Annotated in this window: 17 protein-coding genes; 7 read left to right on the forward strand and 10 right to left on the reverse strand. The window is 61.6% G+C overall.

All coding sequences use genetic code 11. The features are described from left to right. Positions 1-16: 16 nt before the first annotated feature. The gene (locus WIN67_RS08055; RefSeq protein WP_339070913.1) at positions 17-409 is read left to right on the forward strand and encodes a transcriptional regulator; all 393 of its coding nucleotides are present in this window, start codon (positions 17-19) and stop codon (positions 407-409) included. Positions 410-419: 10 nt separating this feature from the next. Here WIN67_RS08055 and WIN67_RS08060 read toward each other — a convergent pair whose 3' ends face one another. Together WIN67_RS08060 and WIN67_RS08065 are read right to left on the reverse strand one after the other, a co-directional pair. Continuing rightward, positions 420-1,289: a DUF6279 family lipoprotein gene (locus WIN67_RS08060; RefSeq protein WP_253085916.1), complete on the reverse strand. Its 870-nt coding sequence runs from the start codon at positions 1,287-1,289 to the stop codon at positions 420-422. 256 nt (positions 1,290-1,545) lie between these two features. Then, positions 1,546-1,734: a hypothetical protein gene (locus tag WIN67_RS08065; protein ID WP_016962619.1), complete on the reverse strand. Its 189-nt coding sequence runs from the start codon at positions 1,732-1,734 to the stop codon at positions 1,546-1,548. 353 nt (positions 1,735-2,087) lie between these two features. On the opposite strand from WIN67_RS08065, the gene WIN67_RS08070 reads away from it, so the two are divergent. The 3 genes from WIN67_RS08070 (at position 2,088) to WIN67_RS08080 (ending at position 4,343) form a co-directional block, all read left to right on the forward strand. After that, entirely contained in the window at positions 2,088-2,924 is an 837-nt protein-coding gene (locus tag WIN67_RS08070; RefSeq protein WP_060838083.1) for a CvfB family protein, read from the forward strand. Between the two features lie 176 nt (positions 2,925-3,100). Beyond that, positions 3,101-4,024, forward strand: a complete 924-nt coding sequence (locus WIN67_RS08075) for a DMT family transporter (protein WP_102878814.1) — start codon at positions 3,101-3,103, stop codon at positions 4,022-4,024. Between the two features lie 190 nt (positions 4,025-4,214). Then, positions 4,215-4,343, forward strand: a complete 129-nt coding sequence (locus tag WIN67_RS08080; RefSeq protein ID WP_011059908.1) for a PA1414 family protein — start codon at positions 4,215-4,217, stop codon at positions 4,341-4,343. An 88-nt stretch (positions 4,344-4,431) separates the two neighbouring features. Here WIN67_RS08080 and WIN67_RS08085 read toward each other — a convergent pair whose 3' ends face one another. The 4 genes from WIN67_RS08085 to speB form a co-directional block, all read right to left on the reverse strand. Continuing rightward, a complete protein-coding gene (locus tag WIN67_RS08085) occupies positions 4,432-4,692 on the reverse strand; it encodes a hypothetical protein (protein WP_123393330.1) in 261 nt (86 codons plus the stop codon). Between the two features lie 26 nt (positions 4,693-4,718). Then, complete coding sequence (locus WIN67_RS08090; protein ID WP_258381420.1) at positions 4,719-4,850, reverse strand: hypothetical protein; 132 nt, start codon at positions 4,848-4,850, stop codon at positions 4,719-4,721. Positions 4,851-5,148: 298 nt separating this feature from the next. Next, positions 5,149-6,537, reverse strand: coding sequence for a sodium:solute symporter (locus tag WIN67_RS08095; protein ID WP_102878816.1), 1,389 nt, complete (start codon positions 6,535-6,537; stop codon positions 5,149-5,151). 335 nt (positions 6,538-6,872) lie between these two features. Further along, positions 6,873-7,823, reverse strand: a complete 951-nt coding sequence (gene speB / locus WIN67_RS08100) for an agmatinase (RefSeq protein ID WP_011059912.1) — start codon at positions 7,821-7,823, stop codon at positions 6,873-6,875. Positions 7,824-8,181: 358 nt separating this feature from the next. On the opposite strand from speB, the gene WIN67_RS08105 reads away from it, so the two are divergent. Beyond that, a complete protein-coding gene (locus WIN67_RS08105) occupies positions 8,182-9,075 on the forward strand; it encodes a LysR family transcriptional regulator (RefSeq protein WP_102878817.1) in 894 nt (297 codons plus the stop codon). A 9-nt stretch (positions 9,076-9,084) separates the two neighbouring features. Next, the gene (locus WIN67_RS08110) at positions 9,085-9,684 is read left to right on the forward strand and encodes a tRNA-uridine aminocarboxypropyltransferase (RefSeq protein WP_102878818.1); all 600 of its coding nucleotides are present in this window, start codon (positions 9,085-9,087) and stop codon (positions 9,682-9,684) included. 102 nt (positions 9,685-9,786) lie between these two features. On the opposite strand, the gene WIN67_RS08115 is transcribed toward WIN67_RS08110, so the two are convergent. The 3 genes from WIN67_RS08115 to WIN67_RS08125 are packed head-to-tail and all read right to left on the reverse strand — an operon-like array spanning position 9,787 to position 14,708. Beyond that, complete coding sequence (locus WIN67_RS08115) at positions 9,787-11,142, reverse strand: HlyD family type I secretion periplasmic adaptor subunit (RefSeq protein WP_102878819.1); 1,356 nt, start codon at positions 11,140-11,142, stop codon at positions 9,787-9,789. An 11-nt stretch (positions 11,143-11,153) separates the two neighbouring features. Further along, positions 11,154-13,313, reverse strand: coding sequence for a type I secretion system permease/ATPase (locus WIN67_RS08120; protein WP_102878820.1), 2,160 nt, complete (start codon positions 13,311-13,313; stop codon positions 11,154-11,156). 18 nt (positions 13,314-13,331) lie between these two features. Continuing rightward, a complete protein-coding gene (locus WIN67_RS08125; RefSeq protein WP_102861704.1) occupies positions 13,332-14,708 on the reverse strand; it encodes a TolC family outer membrane protein in 1,377 nt (458 codons plus the stop codon). A gap of 578 nt (positions 14,709-15,286) precedes the next feature. On the opposite strand from WIN67_RS08125, the gene WIN67_RS08130 reads away from it, so the two are divergent. Beyond that, positions 15,287-26,092, forward strand: coding sequence for a retention module-containing protein (locus WIN67_RS08130; protein WP_339070915.1), 10,806 nt, complete (start codon positions 15,287-15,289; stop codon positions 26,090-26,092). Between the two features lie 52 nt (positions 26,093-26,144). Here WIN67_RS08130 and WIN67_RS08135 read toward each other — a convergent pair whose 3' ends face one another. Continuing rightward, positions 26,145-26,540: a YbaN family protein gene (locus WIN67_RS08135; protein WP_102864085.1), complete on the reverse strand. Its 396-nt coding sequence runs from the start codon at positions 26,538-26,540 to the stop codon at positions 26,145-26,147. Positions 26,541-26,547 lie beyond the last annotated feature (7 nt).

The following is a 26,547-nucleotide window of genomic DNA, read 5'->3' on the forward strand; positions in this document are numbered from 1 at the left end:
TGGAGGTTGAACCGCAATGACCACATATAACTGGGATCTGATTGAACGACTGCTGCACGAAGTGCAGAACGGCGCCGGCCACAGTTTCACGCCTCGCCCCTACGCCGAGCAGCATGCGGCGGCCAAGGAGGCGGAGGGTGAGCCCACCGGCAATCTGGATGAGCTGAAAGTCACCGCCACCCAGTACGAAAAGTTGCTGCTGGACCGGGGTTTTATTGAAACCAGGCCCGAGGAAGAGGGCGGCAATGGCGAGAACTTTGTACTGACGCCTCGCGGCTCAAGCCTGCTGTGTCTGATCGACAGCAGTATTCCGGGCCACGATCACCCGCGTCAGGTGCTGGATGAACAGGCTGATGCCCTGGCTGCGGATACCTTTGACGAGGTGGCCTCCAAGGCGCAGATCGCCTAGTTTCGCGATGCTAGCCCTGGCTCGCGTTGTGCAGGCATTTCAGGGCGGCGAAGTCCTTGCGTACACCGTCTATTTTCTTCAGCAGGTGCTGGCGTTGGTCCACGCTGCTGGCGGCCATCAAGTCAACCAACAGGCTGCGTGCGGCCTGTTCGGTGTGGGCGTAGGCCTGGCGGTAGTCGTCTGTCCATAAACTCTCGCGGTTGATCAGCAACTGCTCGATGCGCTGTGGGAAATCGCTGTCTCGGCGTTGCGCCACCGCGGCGCTGAATTGCGTCTGCCAATGGACGCGATTGGCGATCCACTGCTGATTCTGCTCTCCCAGGGAGGCAGACCATTGCTCGATTCGTTGTTGCTGGCTGGGGGGCAGGGGGCCAAGCCAGGCATTCAGGCGCTTGCTCATGCGCTGACTGCGCTGCTGGATCTGTTGCGCCAATGATGGCGTGAGGTACTGCTCGCGGTGTTCTTGCTGGTCCTTGGCGAAGGCGTTGTTCATCTCTTTGACTTGCCCGTCGTCCAGGCCCCGGAGCAGTTCTACAGCGGAAGGGGTGATCTGTCTTACAGTCTCGGCGATGGCCTGCTTGGCTTCCCGGGTTCGTGCTTGCAGGTCCTGATCACTGACCTGATTGCTCTGCACCATCAGTTGCAGGCGATCGAGCCAGTCCAGATAGCCGGGCAACTGGGTGCTGCAATGCCAGCTCAGGTGCTGCTGCAGACGCTGGTTGAACCAGCTTTTCTGCTCGCTGTTCATGTCCAGGTAGTCGTTGAGGGTCCAGGGGATGATTACATCCAGGTTGCGATAGGCCAGGCCGACTCGGCTGCAGGCGCCGAGCAGCAGGCTGAGGATCAGCAACGAGATAAGCAGGGGCCACTGGCGCGCCATGTTCGAGTCCTTGCGAGTTCGGGTTCCTGCATCTGAACCCGGAAGGCTGCCAGCCGTTCAGTCGCAGGGCGGAAGGCCGGCAGTGATGAACTGCGAGTTGGCTGAAACTATTGATCCAGAGAGCTGAAAGGATAGCGGCCAGGAACAGCGGATAAGGGCCGTTGGTCGACTTTTAGTGCTAGGGGGAGGAGAGAAGGGGTGCCAGTCCTAGCGCTTTGAGGGCAAAGCGCTAAGGGACCAGGATAATGCGGGGGAATTACTTTTTGCCGAGGCTGATCTGCTTGGATGGGCCGAAAGTCTGGCCGCTGACGCCTTTGGCAATTTGCTGGATTTCGCCGCCCGATTTCAGGAAGGCCGCGATTTGTTCGTTGATCGATTCGCTGGTTTCAACGGCGGGAGCTGGTTTTGCTTTGCTGTTGGAGGCTTTTACTCGCATGGCGGCCATTTAACCTTTTGGAAAATTAATTTGGCCAGGCATCTTATCAGAAATACTTGACAATTGCTTGGTAAATATCCTCTGAAATAAAGGGTCGTTTTTTGGGCTTTTTCCTTAAGTTGATCTTGCTGACATCTTCCTAAGTGGCTGTTTTAAATAAAGACCCGTTACTGAAAATGCGGCCTGGTGGCTGTTTGCCCTTACCCGGCAGGTCGCTGTTGGCCTGACGAATGGCCGCTTGAGCGCCAGTGATGCTAGAAAAACCAAGGCTCTTCACGGAATTTTCCGGTCCGGGACTCAGGAGCGCCAACCTGGGCGTGGAAAACAGGTAGAATGCCGCCCACGCAATGAGGGTATTGGAAATGGCTTTAGTCGGGCGCTACAACAGTTTGCAAGTGGTTAAACACACTAACTTTGGTTTGTATCTGGACGGGGGGGCGGACGGCGAAATATTGCTGCCCAATCGTTATATTCCCAAGGACATTCCCAGTGAAGATGAAGACTGGTTGAATGTTTTTGTTTATCTGGACAGTGCCGACAAGTTAATCGCAACTACCGAAAAGCCGAAAGTTCAAGTTGGCGAGTTTGCCAGTCTTAAAGTCGTCGAAGTTAACAGTATCGGGGTATTCCTGGATTGGGGATTGCCCAAGGACTTGCTGCTGCCCTACTCGGAAGAGAAGCGCCAGATGAATGCCGGCGAATACTGCGTGGTGCATGTCTATCTGGACAAGCACACCCGTCGTATCACGGCCACGGCTCGCCTGGACCGCTACCTGGACAAGACTCCGGCTAACTACAAGGTTGGTCAGGAAGTCGACCTGTTGGTGGCTGAATCCACCGACATGGGTTTCAAGGCGATCATCAACAACAAGCACTGGGGCCTGATTCACAAGAACGAAGTGTTCAAGTTCCTGCGCTCCGGCATGCAAGAGAAGGGGTTCATCAAGGAAGTGCGGGCCGATGGCAAGATCAGCCTGAGCCTGCAACCGGTGGGTGAAGAAGCGGCCACCAGCCTGAACTCGAAGATCCTCGCCAAGTTGCGCGAAAACAATGGCTCTCTGGCGGTCAGCGACAAGAGCGATCCGGCCTTGATCAGCAGTTTGTTCGGGGTCAGTAAAGGCAACTTCAAGAAGGCCATCGGCGCGCTCTATAAACAGGGCCAGATTGTCATTCACGCAGATCGTATCGAGCTAAGCTGATTCTTGTTTCGCTCTGGGGTGGATGTGCTTAAAGCCCCACCTCTTCTTTGTCTCGTGTTGCTTGTCTTTCCTGGTGCGGCCGGCCTTGCAGCACGACGGCTGGGCGCGCGCCTGGGGGCGTTGTCTTTTCCACAGCGGGTAGCTGTCATGTCGATGAATCAATCTGAGGGACTGCGGTGAGCATCGAGCGGCGCAACGCCGATGGTTTTGCCCTGCAGGTGATGCTGGGGTTGTGCCTGATCTGGGGCGTGCAGCAGGTGATGATCAAATGGGCGGCGGCGGATATTGCCCCGGTGATGCAGGCGGCTGCTCGTTCCGGGATTTCGGCGCTGCTGGTGGCCCTGCTGATGTGCTGGAAAGGGGGCTGGTCCCAGGTCTCCAGTACCTGGCGCGGCGGTTTACTGGCCGGCGCCCTGTTCGGCCTGGAGTTCCTGTTCATTGCCGAGGGGCTGAAGCTGACGAGCGCCGCGCATATGTCGGTGTTCCTCTACACCGCCCCGATCTTCACTGCCCTTGGGGTCAATTGGTTGCTGCCCAGTGAGCGGCTGCGGCCGTTGCAATGGTTGGGGATCATCCTTGCTTTCATTGGCATCAGCATCGCCTTTGCCGGTGGAATCTCCCTGGACAATCTGGATCGGCGCATGCTCCTGGGCGATGTATTGGGATTACTGGCGGGGCTGGCCTGGGGCGCGACCACGGTGGTGGTACGCGCCTCGCGATTGTCGGAAGCGCCAGCCACACTGACCCTGTTCTATCAGTTGATCGTCGGGTTCGTCGGCCTGCTGCTGATTGCGGTGCTCAGCGGCCAGGTGACCCAGGTCAGCCTGACCCCGGTGGCCGTGGCCAGTGTGTTGTTCCAGGGGCTGGTGGTGTCGTTTTTCAGCTACCTGACCTGGTTCTGGCTGTTGCGTCGCTATCTGGCGGCGAACCTGGCGGTGTTTTCGTTTATGACACCGATGTTTGGCGTGACCTTCGGCGTGCTGTTGCTGGGTGAACCCTTGAGCCTCAACTTTGTGCTGGGGGCGCTGCTGGTGTTGTTGGGCATCACCTTTGTCAGCGCCGAGCAATGGCTGCGTCGGCGGATCAAGCGCTTTCTATAAGCCGCTGCCCATGCGCCTGCCGGGCAGGCGCCACAGGCGCTGCGGGCCAATGGCTGAATAGCCTTGGCCGATTCGCTTCAATCCAGTAACAGTTCATTGCTATTGCGAGGCAGCGCGCGGGAAAAGTTAGGACTATTATCTGCTTGAGGCGGCGCAGTATCGCCGCTCGGCACGACCCTGAGGGGGCACTATGAAAGACAAACTGCAAAGCTGGCTGCACGACCTTGGTGTCGCACTGGGCCTGATCGAGCCACCGCTGCAACCGGTGCCGATTCCTACCGACGAAGAACTGCGGCGCCGTCAGCAACGTCGTCGTTGAGCTCAGGGCGAGAGCGGAGTGCAGACTCCGGCTCTCGCCAGGGTTTTCTGGCCGGCAGTCGCTCGGCCATCCACCCGAGGCAATCGGGTCAATCCTGATTTTGCCGGGACTTTTCCAGCAACCATTGCACCAGGTCGTCGACCTTTTCCAGGCGCCAGAGCGCTCGCTGCTCTTCCCGGGGGGAGATGCAGAGATCGAACCTGTCCTCCAGGCGCCAGAGCAGCGCTTCGATATCCTCCCGGTCGAGTCCGAGTGCTTGCAGAGCGCTTTGGTCATCGAAGTCGGTGAGTTCATCCAGCCCCCGACGGATGAGCAGGTGTACGGCCACGCGTGCTTCGGCCCGTTTCATCGCGTTACTCCCGAGGAGCGAGCAGGTCAGGCGGGACGGGCAGCGTCGGCGCGGGTCTTTTCCAGGATGACCTGGCTGAGTTCGCTGATGGAGTTGATCCGGTACAGATCAAGGTCTGGATCAAGGCGGATGCTTGGCTGGATGTCGAAACGGTCCATAAACACCTCGGGGCAGGGGAGAGGTTCTGATTGTTTTTTGACCCCGTCCAAGGGTGAAGCGATAGCGTGCCCTGAGGCTGCCAGCGATCCTTGTACTGTTCAGTAACAGTCGTCGCTGAATCAGATTACAGCAGAGGTTTTTTCCGGCGGTGGTGACCGCTCGTCCAGTGGGCGGCTTCCTGGGTCGGGCTGAAGCGAGCGTCATCCGGCGTTGTGGCACTTTTTCGTGGACGAAAAAAACGGGTGCGGCCACCGACGCCGCACCCGTCGAAGAAAGCTTCAGGCGTCTGACTTCAGGTCAGATCGCGTTGGCCAGAGGCACCGAGCGCCGGGAGACCAGGCTCACCACCACGAAACTCACCAGGCCCACGGCCAGGCTGTAGTAAATCGGTGTGTTGGCGTCCAGGCCGTCCTTGAACATGAAGAACAGCGCGGTCATGAAGCCCAGAGACATACTGGTGATGGCCCCGGCCGTGGTGGCGCGTTTCCAGTAGATGGCGCCGATCAGCGGAATCAGCATGCCGCCCACCAAAAGGTTGTAGGCCAGGGTCAGGGCACTGATCACGTCGCTCACTACCAGGGCGATACCCAGCACCACAACCCCCAGCAGCAACGTCGCGATGCGGTTTTCATGCACGTCGCCATTGCCGCTTTCACGGCCACCGCGCAGCCGCGGCAACAGGTCCTGGGTCACGGTGGTGGAGGCCGCCAGCAGGCCGGCGCTGGCGGTGGACATCAGGGCTGCCAGAGCCGCGGCAATCACCAGGCCGCGAACGCCGTTGGGCAGGCTGGTCTGGACGATGCTGGCGAAGGCATTGTTGACGTTATCCAGATCCGGCAGGACCACCTTGGCGGCCATGCCGATCAGCGCGCCGGCCAGGCCGTAGAGCACGCAATAGATGCCGGCGGCGGTCCCGGCAACCTTGGCTACCCCTTCACTGCGGGCGGTGAACACTCGTTGCCAGATGTCCTGGCCGATGAAGATGCCGAAGAAGTAGATCAGGAAGTAGGTGAGGATGGTGTCCCAGCCGATGGCGGTGAAGTCGAAATAGCTGGCGGGCAGTTTGGCCACCAGGGTATCCCAGCCGCCGGCATCGACGATGGACAGCGGCATCAGCAGGAACACCAGGCCGATGGTCATGATCAGGAATTGCACGATGTCGGTCAGGGTCAGCGACCACATGCCGCCGATGGTCGAGTAGAGCACCACCACACCGCCGCCCACCAGGATCGATACCCAGAACGGCAAGCCGAACAGCACTTGCATCACTGTCCCAATGGCAATGGTGGAGGTGGCGCCGATCATCAGTGCGTAGACCAGCATGATCAGTCCGCTGGCGTGGCGTGCCGCGGGGTTGTAGCGGCGCTCCAGCACTTGGGTGACGGTGTAGATCTTCAGTTTCAGCAAGGGTTTGGCCAGAAACAGGCTGAGTCCGACGATGCCCAGGCCGATGGCGCCGCAAAGCCAGAAGCCGGAAATACCGTGGACGTAGCCCAGGCGTACGGTGCCGATGGTCGAGGCGCCGCCCAGTACGGTGGCCGCCATGGTACCCAGGTAGAAGCCCGGCCCGAGGTTGCGGCCGGCTACCAGATAGTCATCACGGGTCTTGGCCCGGCGCATGCCGTACCAGCCCAGGGTGATCATGCCGGCGGCATAAATCAGTACTACGAGAATATCCAAGCCCATGTTCGGGTCCTCACAAGCAAGTTGTTATTGTTGTTGCCACCCGCCGATGCGGACGGTCACCCCGTTGACCAGTGGAGGCCGGTCTTCCGGAAGAGCTGCGGTTGCTGGGGCAGTTCAGGCCAAGGGGGGCCTGTTTCGAGAGAGGTCGTACAAGGTGCTGCGTCGAGGGGCGGGAATCTGGGCGTCCCCGTTGTTCATGTCGTTAAGGCTGTTTTCTTTATTGTTATTCATGATCTGCTCCGACCACGTTGGCTAAGGTGTTGCGCTCCTTTGCATGACGGTTCCATGGCCGCGCTCGTGCTTGAGCGCGGCACCAGCCCTCCCAGGGCCGAGACTCAGCGGTGGGCCACGCCGGGCAGTACGCAGAGCATTTCGTACAGCAGGTTGGCACCCAGCAGCGAGGTGTTGCCGGTGGTGTCGTAAGGCGGCGAAACCTCCACCAGGTCGCAGCCCACCAAGTCCAGGCCCTGGCAGCCACGGACGATCTCGATGGCCTGTATGGTGGTCAAACCGCCGATTTCCGGGGTGCCGGTGCCTGGAGCCCAGGCCGGGTCGATGCCGTCGATGTCGAAACTCAGGTACACCGGACCGTTGCCGACCTTTTCACGGACTTCGGCCATCAGCGGTTCCAGGGATTTGTGCCAGCACTCTTCGGCCTGGACCACACGGAAGCCCTGCTTGCGGCTCCAGTTGAAGTCTTCGGCGGTATAGCCCTGTGCGCGCAGGCCGATCTGCACCACGCGGTCGCAGTCCAGCAGGCCTTCTTCCACTGCGCGGCGGAAGGTGGTGCCGTGGGCGATCTTCTCGCCGAACATGTGGTCGTTGACGTCCGCGTGGGCATCGATGTGCACCAGCCCGACCTTGCCGTGTTTCTTGTGGATGGCCCGCAGGATCGGCAGGGTGATGGTGTGGTCGCCGCCCAGGGTCAGGGGAATCACGTTGTGTTCGAGGATGCCGTCATAGGCTTCTTCGATGATGCGCACCGCGTCCAGCAGGTTGAAGGTGTTGATCGCCACGTCGCCGATGTCGGCCACCGACAGCGAGTCGAACGGAGCGGCACCGGTGGCCATGTTGTAAGGGCGGATCATCACCGACTCGGCGCGGATTTCCCGCGGGCCGAAACGGGTGCCGGCGCGCAGCGAGGTGCCAATGTCCAGAGGCACGCCGACGAACGCAGCGTCCAGGCCGGCAGCGGATTGCAGATGGGGAAGACGCATCATGGTGGCGATGCCGCCGAAGCGCGGCATTTCGTTGCCGCCCAGTGGTTGGTGGAGAATCTTGTCCACGGGATAGGCCTCATCGTTGTTTTATATTTATGGGGCTGAGGGCGCAGCAGGTATCGCCCGTTCAACCGATTGGGCCGATTCTGCGAAATGTAGTGAGGGGAAAGAATCGCTACGAACAAATACTTAGTTCAGATTTTTCTAAACTAATGGCCGGGGTCGCGCTAGACTCCCGCACGGCTTCCAGGGCCCTGCGTGGTGAGTGAGCGAGCATCCGCTCGGTGGCGTAGCCACCGTTATCCGGGTTGCAGGGTCTGGTTGAAAGTGCGCATGGAGGTCATCGGGGCTGCTTGGTCGCCCGGCGTCAGTACGCTCTCTTGGCACAGGGAAGTGGTTGTTTTGCCTGTTATCGGAGCCTGTCATGGCCAACGCTTTACCTGATCTGAAACTATTGCGCATCTTCGTCAGCGTGGTGCGACATCAGGGGTTCGCCAATGCCCAGCACGAACTCAATCTCTCGACGTCAGCCATCAGCACCTACATGAGCCAGCTCGAAGGCGCCCTCGGGTTGGTGCTCTGCCACCGTGGCCGTGGCGGGTTCAGCCTGACCAGCAAGGGGGAGCTGTTCCACCAGGAGACCTTGCGTCTGCTGGGGGAGCTGGAGGGCTTCGAACAGTACGCCGCGGCCCTCAAGGGCGAGTTGCGCGGCACCCTGAACCTGGGGGTGATCGACTCCACCGTCAGCGACAAGGCCCTGCCGTTCGCCGAGGCCATCGGCGCCTATAGCCAGGAGCATCCGGCGGTGCATTTGCACCTGTCGGTGATGAGCCCCCACGAACTGCAACTGGGGGTCCAGGACAACCGCCTGGACCTGGCCATCGGCGCCTTTTCCACGCGCATGAGCGGCCTGGTGTACATGCCGCTGTACCGCGAGCAGCACTGGTTGTATTGCAGCAACCGGCATCCGCTGTACAGCGAGCGGCGCATTCCGGAGCAGGTCATCACCCAGCAGCGCATGGTCGGCCGTGGCTACTGGAGCCAGGCGGAACTGGCTCGGCACGGTTTCAAGCACAGCGCGGCGACCGTGGAGAGCATGGAGGCGCAGTTGATCCTGGTGCTGTCCGGCGCTTACATCGGCTACCTGCCGGAACACTATGCCCAGGCCTGGGCCGACAAGGGCGACCTGCGGGTGCTGCTGCCGGCAACCTTCGGCTACCAGGCGCCGTTCTCCATGATCATGCGTCGTGGCCGGGGCCGTGAACCCCTGATCCAGACCTTTCGCGATCTGCTCAAGGCCCAGCTCAACCAGTCATAAGGAATTCCCATGTCCAGAGCACGCTGCGAGCGTTGCTTGCGTCCCACAGGCCATTGTCTGTGCCCGCTGATCCCGGATTTGCCCAGCCGCACCCGGGTGTTGCTGCTGCAGCATCCCAGTGAGGTCAACCACGCCTTGAACACGGCGCGGCTGGCGGCCCTGGGGCTGAACAATGCGCAGTTGCGGGTGGGTGAGGTGTTCGAGGATCTGCCGACGCTGCTCGCTCAACCCGGATACCGGGCCTGCCTGTTGTTCCCGGCGGACGATGCCCAGCCGCTGCAGGCCTATGCCGAGACCGATGAACCGTTGCTGCTGGTGGTGCCCGACGGCACCTGGCGCAAGGCCCGCAAGCTGTTGCACCTCAATCCGCTGCTGGCGGCCTTGCCGCGAGTGACCCTGGCCGCCGCGACGCCCTCGCGCTATCGCCTGCGCAAAGCCCCGGGACCGGGTGCGCTGTCGACCCTGGAAGCCATTGTCCAGGCGTTGCAGGTACTGGAGGCGCCGGCCTCCTTCGAGTCCTTGCTGCGCCCCTTCGAGGCCCTGATCGAAGGGCAGATCGCGGCGATGGGCGAAGACACCTACCAACGCAACCACGGCGCCAAACCCTGAGTTTTTTCTGTAGGAGCGGGCTTGCCCGCGAAAGCACTCTCAAGTCTGCGGCAAAGTCAGAGGGCCTCTTCGCCGGTCAGCCGGCTCCTACGTAGCCGGCAGTCAGCGTTCGCGCATGGCTTCGGTGCGGGCCTTGAGCACGGGCTTGAGCAGGTAGTCCAGCACGCTTTTCTCGCCGGTGATGATGTCCACCGTGGCCACCATGCCGGGGATGATCAGCAGTGGATTGGCGTCGCCCCCCAGGTGGTTCTTGTCGGTGCGTACCTGGATCAGATAGAAGCTGTTGCCCTTGTCGTCGGTGATGGTGTCGGCGCCGATCAACTCCAGCTTGGCGCTCAGGCCGCCGTAGATGGTGTAGTCATAGGCGCTGAACTTGACCATGGCTTTCTGTCCGGGGTGCAGGAAAGCCACGTCCTGAGGCCGGACCTTGGCCTCAATCAGCAGGTTGTCTTCCATGGGCACGATTTCCACCAGGTCGCTGCCGGGCTGGACTACGCCGCCGATGGTGTTGACCTTGAGCAGCTTGATCACGCCGTGCACGGGCGATACCACCGTGGTGCGGTTGACCCGGTCATCGATGGCGATCCCCGACGCGGTGATCTTCGACAGGTCAGTGCGTTTCTCGTTGAGTTCCTTGGCGGCATCGGAGCGGAAGGTCTGCACCGATTCATCGATCTTGCTCTTGATCTCGTTGATGGCCGATTCGGCCCGTGGAATGGCCAGGGTGGTGGCGTCCAGGGAGCCGCGAATCTCTACCGCGCTGCGCTTGAGCCGCAGGATTTCCACCGGTGACACGGCGCCAGTGCCCACCAGGGGGGCCGACATGTTCATCTCTTGATTGAGCAGGGCCAGACTGGAGCTGTATTGCCCCTGCTTGGAGCGAAATTCCGCCAGTTCCTGGGTCTTCTGCCGCAACTGTTCGCTGAGGGTGCGCTGCTCGCTGGCTAGGCGCCGTTGGCGCTGGTCGTACAGCGAGCGTTCGTCTTCCGCCACTTGCGGCGCCTTGCTCAGCACTTCGGCGGATGGGGTGAAGGGCTTGCCTTCGGCTTCGGCGGACAGACGCTCGACCTGGGCCATCAAGGCGAAGCGATCCGCCTCGCTCTCGCCCTTGTTCGAGCGAAAGCGCGTGTCATCCAGGCGCAGCAGGGTCTGGCCCTTGTCCACCATCTGCCCCTCGCGGACGAAAATCTCGGTGACAATGCCACCTTCCAGGTTCTGGATCACCTGGATCTTGCTTGAAGGAATGGCCTTGCCTTCGCCCGTGGTGACTTCCTGGAGCACCGCGAACCTGGCCCATACCAGCGCGCAGAGGATCAGCGCGGCGGCGATCCAGACCGTCAACCGTGATCTGCGGGGCGAGTCTTGCAACGAGGCTTCTGCGGTTTCCGGCATGAATTCGCTTTCCGCGCTTCGGCGAAAACTGCCCAGGTAACTGCGGGGTGACGATGGTGTCGACATGCTCGGCACTCCTAGACGGCTGCAGAGCCAACACGGCCCTTGCGCAGTGCATCGATAACCGCGTCTTTCGGTCCGTCGGCGACAATCCGTCCTTCGTCCAGAACCACCAGGCGGTCCACCAGGCTGAGCATCGAAGTGCGGTGGGTCACCAGCAGCAGAGTCTTGCCCTGGACCTTGGCGTGCAGGCGCTGACGCAGAGCGTCTTCGCTGCTGTTGTCCATGGCGCTGGTGGGTTCGTCCAGCAGCAGGATCGGCGGGTCCAGCAGCAGGGCACGGGCCAGCAGCACCGCTTGGCGCTGGCCGCCGGACAGCAGTTGCCCACGTTCACCCACCGGTCGGTCGAAGCCTTGGGGGTGGGCGCGGGCCAGTTCGGTGACCCCGGTGAGCTCGGCGACTTCGAGCATTCGGGCATCGCTGATGTAGCGCGCGCCCAGGGTCAGGTTGTCCCGCAGGCTGCCGGCCAGCAGCGGCAGGTCATGGGCGACGTAGCCGATCTGCTGACGCAGGTCGGCCACGTCCAGTTGCCGCAGGTCCAGGCCGTCCAGCAGCAGTTGGCCTTCCTCCGGGGCGAGAAAACCCATCAGCAACCGGGCCAGGGTACTTTTCCCCGAGCCGCTGCGGCCGATGATGCCGACCCGCTCTCCGGGCTTGAGGCTGAAACTGATGTTGTTCAGCGCCGGGGTGCTTTGCCCGGGGTAGCGAAAGCTCACTCGGCTGACTTCCAGGGCGCCGTGCAACTGAGTGCGCTCCAGAGGCCGCTGACGGGCATCGCGTTCCTGGGGCAGGGCCATCAAGGCGTCGGTGCTGCGCATGGTCAACTGCGCCTGTTGGTAGCGGGTGATCAGCCCGGCGATCTGTCCCAATGGCGCCAGGACTCGACTTCCGAGCATATAGGTGGCCACCAGGGCGCCGACGCTGAGGTTGCCGGCGATGATGCTGTAGACCCCGGCGACGATGGTGGCCATGCCGGACAACTGCTGAATGAACAGGGTGCCGTTGGTGGCCAGGGCCGAGAGGTTGCGGGCGTGGCTGTCGAGGCGGGTCAGGGCGCCGTGGGTGCTTTCCCACTTGTGCTGGCGTTCGCTTTCGGCGCTGCAGGCCTTGAGGGTTTCCAGGCCGCCGAGGGTCTCGATCAACAGCGCCTGACGTTCGGCGCCCAGGGCCAGGCTTTTTTGCACGGTGTCCCGCAGGCGCACCTGGATCAGCATGGCGAAGACGATGGTGATGGGGAACGCGAGTATCGGGATCACCACCAGCCAGCCCCCGAGCAGGCCGATCACCACCAGCATCAGCAGGGCGAAGGGCAGGTCGATCAGGCTGGTCAGGGTCACGGCCGTCAGAAACTCCCGCAGGCCCTGGAAGTCGTGGATGCTTTGGGCAAAGCCGCCGATGGTGGCTGGTCGGGCCTTCATGTTCATGCCGGTGATGCGTTCGAACAGGGTGGCGGAGAGGATCACGTCGGTCTTTTTCCCGGCCTGGTCCAGCAGGTGGGCCCGTACCACCCGTAACACCAGCTCGAACCCGGTGCCCAGCAGCAGGCCCAGGGTCAGCACCCAGAGGGTCGAGGTGGCCTGGTTGGGCACCACCCGGTCGTAGGTCTGCATCACGAACAGCGGCACCATCAGGCCCAGCAGGTTGATCAGGAGGCTGGCGAGAATGGCGTCGCTGTAGAGCCAGCGCGAGAGCTTCAGGGTGTCGCGAAACCAGGCGTCGACCCTGGGCACCAGGGGGCTGCGCAGGTCTTCGAGTTCATGGCGGGGGCGGGCGAACAGGGCCTGGCCGCTGTATTCCCGGGCCAGTTCCTCGCGGCTCACCCACTGCTCGCCACCTTCGGCCTCGCTGGGCAGGATCAGGGCCTGGCCATCCTCGCCCCAGCGCCTGAGCACCGCGCAACGACCGCCTTGGAGGATCAGCAGCACCGGCAGGTTGAGAGCGGATATCGCCCCCAGTTCCCGGCGCAGCAGGCGAGCCTGAAGGCTGGCCCGGGCCGCGGCCCGGGGCAGCAGGTCGAGGCTCAGGCGTTGCTTGTCCAGGGGCAGGCCTGCGCTGAGGCTGCCCCGGCTGACGTTGCAGCCGTGGAGTCGGCACAGGATCAGTAATCCGTCCAACAGCGGGTCATCGAAGCTGGCACGCGGATCGGCGTGCGGGCTCCCGGGTTCGAGGCTGGTCAAATCGAGTCCTCCACGGGACTACTTCATTTCCGGCAGGCGCGCCTCGCTTTTCACTTCGCTTTGGGCGATGGCTTCGGCCGGTACCACGACTTTTTCCTTGCTCAGCAGTTCGCCCATGTTGGCCAGTACCCGGTACATGGAGAACTCTTCGGTGTAGCGCACTTCGGTGTAGCGGCGGTTGGCGTTGTACAGCTCGTTTTCACTGTCCAGAACGTCGAGCAGGGTGCGTTGGCCGAGGCCGAACTGGTCCTGATAAGCGGCCCGCACTCGGGTGGTGGTTTCCGCATATTCCCGGGCGGTGGGGGTCTGTTTCTTGGCGTTGAGCATGGCGTTCCAGGCCAGGGTGATGTTTTCGTTGAGCATGCGCAGGGCGTTGTTGCGGATGTCCATGGCCTGGTTGATCTTGTGCGCGTTGGACTGCAGGCGGGCCTTGTCACTGCCGCCGCGGAACAGGTTGTAGTTCATGATCACCCCGACCCGCCATTCGTTGTCGTGGCCCAGGTCGCCCTGCACATTGTCGTTGGCGTTGACTGCGGCCTCGGCGTCGAAGCGTGGATAGAAGGGCGACTTGGCCACTTCGTACTGACTCTCCGCCGCCTGGATGTCAGCCTGGGCGGACTTCAGGTAGGGGTTGTTCAGCAGCATGCTCTGCTTGGCGTCGTTGAGGTTCTGCGGGATTTCGCCGCGGATCGACGGCAGGCTTTCCAGCTCGTCGGGCAAGCGTCCGACTGCGCTGTAGAAGTTGGCCTCGGCATCGGCCAGGTCGACCTGAGCGGTGTCGTAGTTGTTCTCCGCCAGGGCACGCCGGGCTTTGGACTGGTCGAGGTCGGCGGTACTGCCCACGCCTTGCTGGCTGCGCAGGCCGATCTGGTCGTTGACTCGCAGGTGGGCCTGCAGGTTGTTCTTGGCCAGGGTCAAGAGTTCACGGCGCTTGAGCACCTCCAGGTACACCTCGATGGTGCGCAGGGCGAGGCTTTCGGCGGTGCCGCGGGTGAAGTAGGCCCGGGAGTTGACCACCGACTGGGTGCGGCCCACTTCATTGGCCGTGTTGAAGCCGTCGAAGAGCATCTGCCGCAGGCGCAGTTCCGACTGGGTGTAATTCAGGGTCTCGGTGTTGTGGTTGCCGGTGCCGCGCGCCACCCCGTAGCCGCGGGTGGTGCTGTTGTCGCTGTAGCCGCGGCCATAGCCGGCATTGAGGTCCAGGCTGGGATAGAAGCCACCCTTGGCCACCTTCACATCCTCGTCGGCAGACAGCCGGTTGTTCTGGCTGGCGCGAAGTTCAGGGTGGTTGTCCAGAGTGCTCTGGATCGCTTCAGTCAAAGACATGGCCTGAGCCGGGCTGACGCAGATTGAGGCCAAAAGAATTGCACCGCTGAGGGGGGTGAAAACGCGCATGGGTGTCTCTCCCTGATCCAGTGAAACAGTGTTTTCGTCAAAAATATGACTAAAAAATTGAGACTTAACCGTCTCATCTTGTTTACAACAGAGCTAAGAACATCCAGAAGGATAGCTAAGAAAAAAAATTCATAAGTTTTATGCCAAAAAAAACTTATGCATGTTTGTCAAAGCAAGACATTGTTCCAATCGCAGGCCCGGACTTTTCAGGCGTTGAGGCATTTTCTGAAATTTCTGGGGACGTTCAAATTTCAGGTAGTTCAGGGCGGGGAAGTGGTTACAAGGAAGAAGGTACGGAACAGGATATGGCGGCATTTTTTTGGCGATTTCGCCTTTTGACCTGTTTCGCACAATGTAGTTGGTGAGCGATCCGAAGGCACGGATGAGGCTGTTTTGTCCGGTGCCCTGCGGTATCAGCCGTCCGACTGGTAGCAAGGGAGGGCGGGACATCAAGACTGGCGCGCTTCGCCATGGGGGCGGAGCGGCCAGACACAGGGTCTGTTCAACCACGGGTTAACGCTGTCTGCGCTGCCGCTAGCAAGCGGATGCCGATTGTTCTCGGCATCGGAGGAGTGCACATGGCAACGTTAATCGGCATTGTGACCAAGGTGATCGGGCAGGTTTACGCGGTAGGCGCGGATGGCGCCCGTCGTCTCCTGGTGGAAGGGGACCGGCTGTTTGTCGGTGAGCAGTTGGTCACTGGAGCCGAAGGTGCGGTGGCAGTGCATCTGCAAAATGGCCAGGATCTGACCCTGGGCCGTGACAGCAGCCAGCAACTGACGGCGCAGTTGCTTGACCAGCAGGCCACTCAGGTCGATACCCCGCAAGTGCTGGCACCCAGCGATGCGCAACTGAGCGATGTCGAACAACTGCAACAAGCCATTGCCGCCGGTGATGACCCAACCCAAACCGCTGAAGCCACTGCGGCGGGCCCCACCGGTACCGGTGGCGCGCCGGGTGCCGAGGGCGGCGGTCACAGCTTTGTTCTGCTGGAAGAAGTCGGGGGCCGGGTCGAGCCGGTGATCGGCTTTCCGACAGCGGGCTTCAATGGCATCCCCGAATTTGTCCCTGAGCGCATCGATGGCCTGCTTCCGATCAATGGTGCAACCCCCAACAACCCGGTGAGCCTGAGTGGGCTTGCGGTGGAGGGTGGTGAACTCACGGTCAATGAAGCCAACCTGGAGCAGGGCTCGGCTAGCAATCCGGCGGCCCTGACCCAGAGTGGCACTTTCACAGTCTCGGCCCCGGATGGGCTGTTCAGTCTGAATGTCGGTGGCATCAATGTGGTCAGCGGCGGCGTGGCGGCGGCTTTTCCACAATCCATCGCCACCGGCCTGGGCAATACCCTGACCATCACCGGCTTCAACGCGGCCACCGGGGTGGTCAGCTACAGCTACACCCTCAATGGCAATGATCTGCACTCCGCGGCGGATGGCACCAACAGCCTGAGCGAGCAGTTCAGCGTGGTTGCCATCGACAGCAATGGCGACTCGGCCAGCAACACCCTTGACGTCAATATCACTGACGATGTGCCGACGGCAGTCAATGACAACAACGCAGGTACCGCCTCGGAAAGCCAACTGACCCTGAGCGGCAATGTGCTGACCAATGATGTGCAGGGCGCTGATCGGGTGGCGGCCGGACCTGTTACCGCCGGCACCTTCAATGGCACCTTCGGCACCCTGGTGCTGGCGGCGGACGGTAGTTACACCTATAGCGTGAACACCAGCGATCCGGCTTTTCTGGCGCTCAAGGGCGGCGGCAGCGGCACTGAAACCTTCGCCTATACCCTGACTGATTCCGATGGCGACGCCAGCACCGCCAACCTGGTGCTGCAGGTGAACAACAATGACGACCCGGTGCTGCTGCGAGGCTTGGAGGTCGAGGGAGGCGAGCTCACTGTCTATGAGAAGAACCTGACCACCGGCAGCGGCCCGGACACCTCGGCCCTGACCCAGAGCGGCACCTTCACGGTGACCGCCCTGGACGGCCTGCAAACCTTGACTGTCGGCGGTATCACCGTGGTCAGCGGCGGCGTACCGGCGGGCTTTCCGCAAAGTGTCACCACTGGCCTGGGCAATACCCTGACCATCACCGGTTTCAACCTGGCCAGCGGCGAGGTCAGCTACAGCTACACCCTCAATGGCAACGATGTCCATCCGAACGCCAATGGCGCCAATAGCCTTGGCGAGCAGTTCAATGTAGTGGCCACTGACGTGGATGGCAGCAGTGCCAGCGCCTCACTGGATGTGAACGTGGTGGACGACTTGCCCACGGCGGTCAACGACAGCAATCCCGGGACCGCTTCGGAAAGCCTGTTGAGCCTGACTGGCAATGTGTTGGGCAACGACGTACAGGGCGCCGACCGGGTCGCTTCCGGGCCGATCACGGCCGGCACCTTCACCGGAACCTACGGCACCCTGGTGCTGGCAGCGGATGGTTCGTACACCTATACCTTGCATCCCACCGACCCTGCGTTCCTCGCGCTGGGCGGGGGCGGCAATGCTACCGACACCTTCACCTACACCCTGACCGACGCCGATGGCGACCCCAGTACGGCCAATCTGGTGCTGCAGGTGCACAACAATGACGACCCGGTGACCTTGAACGGCCTGGAGGTCAATGGTGGCGAACTCACTGTTTACGAGAAGAACCTGACCACTGGCAGCGGCCCGGATACTCCGGCGTTGACCCAGAGCGGCACTTTTACTGTAACGGCCCTTGATGGTCTGCAGAGCCTGAACGTGGGCGGCATCAGCGTGATCAGCGGCGGGGTGGTGGCGGGTTTTCCGCAATCCATCGCCACCGGCCTGGGCAACACCTTGACCGTCACCGGTTATGACGCAGGCACCGGGGTAGTCAGCTACAGCTATACCCTCAATGGCAACGATGCCCATCCGACGGCCAATGGCGTCAATAGCCTCAGCGAACAGTTCAATGTGGTGGCTACGGATGTGGATGGCAGCAGTGCCACCGGAACTCTGGACGTGAATGTGGTGGATGACCTGCCTACTGCGGTCAACGACAGCAATCCGACCACTGCCTCGGAGAGCCAACTGACCCTGACGGGCAACGTGTTGACCAACGATGTACAAGGCGCGGATCGGGTGGTTTCCGGACCCGTCACTGCCGGTACGTTCACCGGCACCTACGGCACCCTGGTACTCAACGCCAACGGTTCCTACACCTACACGCTGAACACTGCGGATGCCGACTTCAAAGCCCTGCGCGGCAATGGCAACGGCACAGAAACCTTCGCCTACACCGTCACTGACTCCGATGGCGACCCGAGCACAGCGAACCTGGTGCTGCAGATCCATAACAACGACGACCCGGTGACCTTGAACGGCCTTAACGTCAACGGTGGCGAGTTGACGGTCTATGAGAAAAACCTCAGCGATGGCAGCAGCCCGGATACCCCTGCGTTGACTCAGAGCGGCACGTTTACCGTGACCGCGCTGGACGGCCTGCAAACCCTGACTGTGGGCGGCATCAATGTGGTCAGCGGCGGTGTGGCTGCGGGCTTCCCGCAAAGCGTCATCACCGCCTTGGGCAACACCCTGACCATCACTGGCTACAACGCCGGCACCGGAGTCATCAGCTACAGCTACACCCTGCTGGACAACGAGGCCCACCCGAGCGCCAACGGTGCCAACGGCCTCAGCGAACAGTTCAATGTGGTGGCTACGGATGTGGATGGCAGCAGTGCCACCGGAACTCTGGATGTGAACGTGGTGGATGACCTGCCTACTGCGGTCAACGACAGCAATCCGACTACTGCCTCGGAGAGCCAACTGACCCTGACGGGCAACGTGTTGACCAACGATGTACAAGGCGCGGATCGGGTGGTTTCCGGACCCGTTACTGCCGGTACGTTCACCGGCACCTACGGCACCCTGGTACTCAATGCCAACGGTTCCTACACCTACACGCTGAATACTGCGGATGCTGACTTCAAAGCCCTGCGCGGCAATGGCAACGGCACAGAAACCTTCGCCTACACCGTCACCGACTCCGATGGCGACCCCAGCACGGCAAACCTGGTGCTGCAGATCCATAACAACGATGACCCGGTGACCTTGAACGGCCTTAACGTCAACGGTGGCGAGTTGACGGTCTATGAGAAAAACCTCAGCGATGGCAGCAGCCCGAATACCCCTGCGTTGACCCAGAGCGGCACGTTTACTGTGACCGCGCTGGACGGCCTGCAAACCCTTAGCGTGGGCGGCATCAATGTGGTCAGCGGCGGCGTCGCGGCGGGCTTCCCGCAAAGCGTCACCACCGCCTTGGGCAACACCCTGACCATCACCGGCTACAACGCCGGCACCGGAGTCATCAGCTACAGCTACACCCTGCTGGACAACGAGGCCCACCCGAGCGCCAACGGTGCCAACGGCCTCAGCGAACAGTTCAATGTGGTGGCTACGGATGTGGATGGCAGCAGTGCCACCGGAACCCTGGACGTGAATGTGGTGGATGACCTGCCGACTGCGGTCAACGACAGCAATCCGACTACTGCCTCGGAGAGCCAACTGACCCTGACGGGCAACGTGCTAACCAACGACACTCAAGGGGCAGACCGAGTGCCCAGCGGGCCGGTGACTGCCGGTACGTTCACCGGCACCTACGGCACCCTGGTGCTCAATGCCAACGGTTCCTACACCTACACGTTGAACACTGCGGATGCCGACTTCAAAGCCCTGCGTGGCAATGGCAACGGTACAGAAACCTTCGCCTATACCGTCACTGACTCCGATGGCGACCCGAGCACGGCGAACCTGGTGCTGCAGATCCATAACAATGACGACCCGGTGACCTTGAACGGCCTTAACGTCAACGGTGGCGAGTTGACGGTCTATGAGAAAAATCTCAGCGACGGCAGCAACCCGGATACCCCAGCGTTGACCCAGAGCGGCACGTTTACCGTGACCGCTCTGGACGGCCTGCAAACCCTGACTGTGGGCGGCATCAATGTGGTCAGCGGTGGTGTGGCCGCGGGCTTCCCGCAAAGCGTCACCACTGCTTTGGGCAACACCCTGACGATCACTGGCTACAACGCCGGTACCGGAGTCATCAGCTACAGCTACACCTTGCTGGACAACGAGGCCCACCCGAGCGCCAACGGTGCCAACGGCCTCAGCGAACAGTTCAATGTGGTGGCTACGGATGTGGATGGCAGCAGTGCCACCGGAACTCTGGATGTGAACGTGGTGGATGACCTGCCTACTGCGGTCAACGACAGCAATCCGACTACTGCCTCGGAGAGCCAACTGACCCTGACGGGCAACGTGTTGACCAACGATGTACAAGGCGCGGATCGGGTGGTTTCCGGACCCGTTACTGCCGGTACGTTCACCGGCACCTACGGCACCCTGGTGCTCAATGCCAATGGTTCCTACACCTACACGCTGAACACTGCGGATGCCGACTTCAAAGCCCTGCGCGGCAATGGCAACGGCACAGAAACCTTCGCCTATACCGTCACTGACTCCGATGGCGACCCCAGCACGGCGAACCTAGTGCTGCAGATCCATAACAACGATGACCCGGTGACCTTGAACGGCCTTAACGTCAACGGTGGCGAGTTGACGGTCTATGAGAAAAACCTCAGCGACGGCAGCAGCCCGGATACACCGTCCCTGACCCAGAGCGGCACGTTTACCGTGACCGCGCTGGACGGCCTGCAAACCCTGACTGTGGGCGGCATCAATGTGGTCAGCGGCGGCGTCGCGGCGGGCTTCCCGCAAAGCGTCACCACCGCCTTGGGCAACACCCTGACCATCACTGGCTACAACGCCGGCACCGGAGTCATCAGCTACAGCTACACCCTGCTGGACAACGAGGCCCACCCGAGCGCCAACGGTGCCAACGGCCTCAGCGAACAGTTCAATGTGGTGGCTACGGATGTGGATGGCAGCAGTGCCACCGGAACTCTGGATGTGAACGTGGTGGATGACCTGCCTACTGCGGTCAACGACAGCAATCCGACTACTGCCTCGGAGAGCCAACTGACCCTGACGGGCAACGTGTTGACCAACGATGTACAAGGCGCGGATCGGGTGGTTTCCGGACCCGTTACTGCCGGTACGTTCACCGGCACCTACGGCACCCTGGTACTCAATGCCAACGGTTCCTACACCTACACGCTGAATACTGCGGATGCTGACTTCAAAGCCCTGCGCGGCAATGGCAACGGCACAGAAACCTTCGCCTACACCGTCACCGACTCCGATGGCGACCCCAGCACGGCAAACCTGGTGCTGCAGATCCATAACAACGATGACCCGGTGACCTTGAACGGCCTTAACGTCAACGGTGGCGAGTTGACGGTCTATGAGAAAAACCTCAGCGATGGCAGCAGCCCGAATACCCCTGCGTTGACCCAGAGCGGCACGTTTACTGTGACCGCGCTGGACGGCCTGCAAACCCTTAGCGTGGGCGGCATCAATGTGGTCAGCGGCGGCGTCGCGGCGGGCTTCCCGCAAAGCGTCACCACCGCCTTGGGCAACACCCTGACCATCACCGGCTACAACGCCGGCACCGGAGTCATCAGCTACAGCTACACCCTGCTGGACAACGAGGCCCACCCGAGCGCCAACGGTGCCAACGGCCTCAGCGAACAGTTCAATGTGGTGGCTACGGATGTGGATGGCAGCAGTGCCACCGGAACCCTGGACGTGAATGTGGTGGATGACCTGCCGACTGCGGTCAACGACAGCAATCCGACTACTGCCTCGGAGAGCCAACTGACCCTGACGGGCAACGTGCTAACCAACGACACTCAAGGGGCAGACCGAGTGCCCAGCGGGCCGGTGACTGCCGGTACGTTCACCGGCACCTACGGCACCCTGGTGCTCAATGCCAACGGTTCCTACACCTACACGTTGAACACTGCGGATGCCGACTTCAAAGCCCTGCGTGGCAATGGCAACGGTACAGAAACCTTCGCCTATACCGTCACTGACTCCGATGGCGACCCGAGCACGGCGAACCTGGTGCTGCAGATCCATAACAATGACGACCCGGTGACCTTGAACGGCCTTAACGTCAACGGTGGCGAGTTGACGGTCTATGAGAAAAATCTCAGCGACGGCAGCAACCCGGATACCCCAGCGTTGACCCAGAGCGGCACGTTTACCGTGACCGCTCTGGACGGCCTGCAAACCCTGACTGTGGGCGGCATCAATGTGGTCAGCGGTGGTGTGGCCGCGGGCTTCCCGCAAAGCGTCACCACTGCTTTGGGCAACACCCTGACCATCACCGGCTACAACGCCGGCACCGGAGTCATCAGCTACAGCTACACCCTGCTGGACAACGAGGCCCACCCGAGCGCCAACGGTGCCAACGGCCTCAGCGAACAGTTCAATGTGGTGGCTACGGATGTGGATGGCAGCAGTGCCACCGGAACCCTGGACGTGAATGTGGTGGATGACCTGCCGACTGCGGTCAACGACAGCAATCCGACTACTGCCTCGGAGAGCCAACTGACCCTGACGGGCAACGTGCTAACCAACGACACTCAAGGGGCAGACCGAGTGCCCAGCGGGCCGGTGACTGCCGGTACGTTCACCGGCACCTACGGCACCCTGGTGCTCAATGCCAACGGTTCCTACACCTACACGTTGAACACTGCGGATGCCGACTTCAAAGCCCTGCGTGGCAATGGCAACGGTACAGAAACCTTCGCCTATACCGTCACTGACTCCGATGGCGACCCGAGCACGGCGAACCTGGTGCTGCAGATCCATAACAATGACGACCCGGTGACCTTGAACGGCCTTAACGTCAACGGTGGCGAGTTGACGGTCTATGAGAAAAATCTCAGCGACGGCAGCAACCCGGATACCCCAGCGTTGACCCAGAGCGGCACGTTTACCGTGACCGCTCTGGACGGCCTGCAAACCCTGACTGTGGGCGGCATCAATGTGGTCAGCGGTGGTGTGGCCGCGGGCTTCCCGCAAAGCGTCACCACTGCTTTGGGCAACACCCTGACCATCACCGGCTACAACGCCGGCACCGGAGTCATCAGCTACAGCTACACCTTGCTGGACAACGAAGCCCATCCAACGGCGCTGGGCGCCAATAGCATTGCTGAACAATTCAATGTGGTGGCCACCGATGGCGACGGCAGTACCGCGTCCGGGGTGATAGACGTCAACATCGTCGATGACCTGCCCGGCGCCGTGGCGGATACGGCCAGCGGCACGGAAGGCGCCACCATCAATGTCAGTGTGCTGGGCAATGATGTGCTGGGCGCCGATGGTGCAGCCGTTGGTGGCGCGGTGGTCGGCGTGCGCGCCGGCAGCAATACCGCCACCTCGGCCATCGGCGGGCTGGGCAGCAGCATCGCCGGCACCTACGGCACCCTGACCCTGGATGCCGCCGGCAACGCGGTGTACCACAGCAATCCGAACTCGGTGAGCCCGCCCGGGGCCAGTGATGTCTTCACCTACACCATCCGCGACAGAGATGGTGATGAGAGCACCACCACCCTGACCATCAATGTCACTGACAGCGGCCTCCAGGCAGTGACCGATCAGGACGTCACTGTCTATGAAAAAGCCCTGGACCTGAATAAGGATGGTCAGGACCTGGCTGCTGGCACCGTGGCTGGTAGCGATCCGGGCTCCACCGCGGAAACCGCCAGCGGTACCTTGGTGGGCTCGGTCACCGGCGGCTCTGGAGGTATCACCTTCAGTCTGGTGGGCAGTGCCACGGGCAGCTACGGGCAGATTCTGCTCAACCCCAATGGCACCTACACCTACACCCTGACCTCGGCGCCGAAAACCACCCCCAACGCCAACGATGGCGCCAATACCTTGAGTGAGAGCTTCACCTACAAGGCCACCGATGCCCTGGGCAACAGCACCACCGGCAGCATCCTGGTGAGCATTGTCGATGATGTGCCCAAGGCAGTGGCCAGCGAGCGTTCGGTCACGGCGGTGGAGGTGGACTCCAACCTGCTGCTGGTGATCGACGTGTCGGGCAGCATGGCTGATCCTTCAGGTGTTTCCGGCCTGACGCGGCTGGGCCTGGCCAAGCAGGCCATCAGCGCCTTGCTCGACAAGTACGACAACATGGGCGATGTCAAAGTCCAGCTCGTCACTTTCAGCAGCTCCGCTACCGCCCAGACTCCGGTGTGGGTAGACGTGGCCACGGCCAAGGCAATTGTCGCCACGCTGGTGGCAGGAGGCGGGACCAACTACGACGCGGCGGTGGCGGCGGCGAAGCTGGCCTTTGTCACCAGTGGCCAGCTCAGTGGCGCGCAGAATGTCGGCTACTTCTTCTCCGACGGCGCACCGACCTCGGGTCAGGAAATCGGCACCGCAGACGAGACGGCCTGGAGAGCCTTCCTCGATGCCAATGGCATCAAGAACTATGCGATCGGCCTGGGCAGCGGGGTCAGCAATGGCAACCTCGATCCGCTGGCCTATGACGGCAGTACTCACGTCAACACCAATGCGGTGGTGGTCACCGACCTGAACCAGCTCAATTCGGTGCTGGCCGGTACGGTGCAAGGCTCTCCGGTCACCGGCAGCTTGCTGGGGGATGGCGGCAGCTTTGGTGCCGACGGCGGGTTCATCAAGTCGATCGTGGTGGATGGCGGAACCTACACCTACGACCCCAAAGGCAACAGCAACCAGGGCTCGCTGACCTTCAGCGGCACCACCAACAACGGTACCTTCAATACCGTCAACAACAGCATCAGCATTGCCACCAGCAATGGCGGTACCCTGGTGGTGAACCTCGATACCGGGGACTTCAGCTACAGCTCGCAAAAGGTCACAAACGCCGTAATCACCGAGACCTTCGGCTATACGGTGAGCGACAACGACGGTGACCTGGCGAGCTCGACTCTGGTGGTCAAGGTCAATCCCAATGCGTCTCCGGTCGCCGGGGATGACCACATCATCACCAACGTATTGTCCAGCAGTGTGGCGATTCCCGAGGATGCACTGCTGGCCAACGACAGTGACGTCAATGGTGATCCTCTGAATGCGGCGCCCACCACTTTCAACACCGGCTGGGCGGCCAAGGGCGCGGCGTTCACGGCGGCGAGTCAGCAGACCATCGGCTTTGCCGGGAATGGCAACAATGGCGCCAACCAGGCCATCACCATCGATCGCGCCTCGTTCAATGCCAACGCCGCGACCATGACCGCGGTGGTGCTGGTCAGCGGTTACCTGGGAGCCGTCACTAACGCCAATGCCAACGATGAGGACGTGATCACCGTCAATCTCAAACAGGGGGAAACCCTGAATCTGAATCACAATCTGGCCGCCGGCCGCGTCTCCATGGAATATGCCTTTAACGGTGGAGCCTACACGGCGATCGCTGATGGCGGCACCTTCACGGCGGCGGCGGATGGGCCTTACCAGATCCATATCGTCAACATCACCAACACCAGCGGCGGCAACACCACGGCAGCGGAAAACTATCAGCTGACCATGACCGTGAATTACTCCGGGGCGCAGGACGTCACCCCGGATTACCACGGCACCTACACCGCCAGCGATGGTCACGGTGGCAGCGATGTGGCGGCGGTGAGCATCTCCTATCAGGATGGCAACACCCTGACCGGCACTTCCGGTGACGATGTGCTGGTGGCGGGCAGTGGTAACAACATCCTCAATGGCGGCGATGGCAACGATGTGCTCACCGCAGGCTCGGGCAACAACACCCTGAATGGTGGCAGCGGTAATGACCTGCTGTTCAGCGGACCGGGCAATGATCTGCTGGATGGCGGTGCGGGTATCGATACCGCCAGTTACGCCCATGCCACGGCGGCGGTGACGGTCAATCTCGGCCTGGCGGGGGCGCAGAACACCCTGGGCGCGGGCACCGACACCCTGACCGGCATCGAGAACCTGGTGGGCTCCAACTACAACGACACCTTGACCGGCGATGGCAACGCCAACGTCATTACCGGCGGGCTGGGGAACGATGTGCTCAATGGCGGTGGTGGCGATGACCTGCTGATCGGCGGGATGGGCAACAACACCCTGACCGGAGGCGGCGGCAGCGATACCTTCCAGTGGCTGCAGGGCAACAATGGGCACGATGTGGTGACCGACTTTACGCCGGGCACCGACAAGCTGGACCTGTCGCAGTTGTTACAGGGAGAGAATGCGACTTCCGCTTCCCTGGATGACTACCTGCACTTCAAGGTCACTGGCAGTGGCGCAACCCTGGTCACCAGCATCGATGTCAGCGCGGTGGCAGGGGCGACGCCGACCCAGACCATTGACTTGGCGGGGGTCGACCTGGCCAGCCATTACGGAGTCACGCCAGGGGCGGGCGGGGTGATTGCCGGAGGGGCGGACACGGCCACCATCATCAACGGCATGCTCAACGATCACTCGTTGAAGGTGGATACCGTCTGATGGTTGTCACGGTCCTTGAGGCCGCTGCCCAGGCAGCGGCTGCTGGGGCTGCTCAAGGGCGCCGCAAGGTTTTCTGGCGCAGGATGTAAATGCTGACCAGCACCGCGCTGGTCAGCATGAAGCCTCGCGCCCAGGGCAGTGGCACCAGGTAGCACGAGAGCCCAATGCTCAGCCACATCAGGCCGATCGCATACACCTTGCCCTTGAGCGGAATGCCATTGCCATCCAGGTAGTCGCGGATCCACGGACCCAGGCGCGGGTGTTGCACCAGCCATTGGTAGAAGCGTGGAGAGCTGCGGGCGAAACAGGCGGCCGCCAGCAGTAGGAAAGGGGTGGTGGGCAATACCGGAAGGAAGATGCCGAGTACCCCCAGCGCTACGCTCAGCCAGCCGATGGCCAGCAGAACGTAACGCAATACCAGGGGGCGTTGGCCTATGGGCTTGGCCATAGGCGCC

Source organism: Pseudomonas idahonensis (assembly GCF_037903935.1).
Taxonomy (GTDB): Bacteria; Pseudomonadota; Gammaproteobacteria; order Pseudomonadales; family Pseudomonadaceae; genus Aquipseudomonas; species Aquipseudomonas danubii.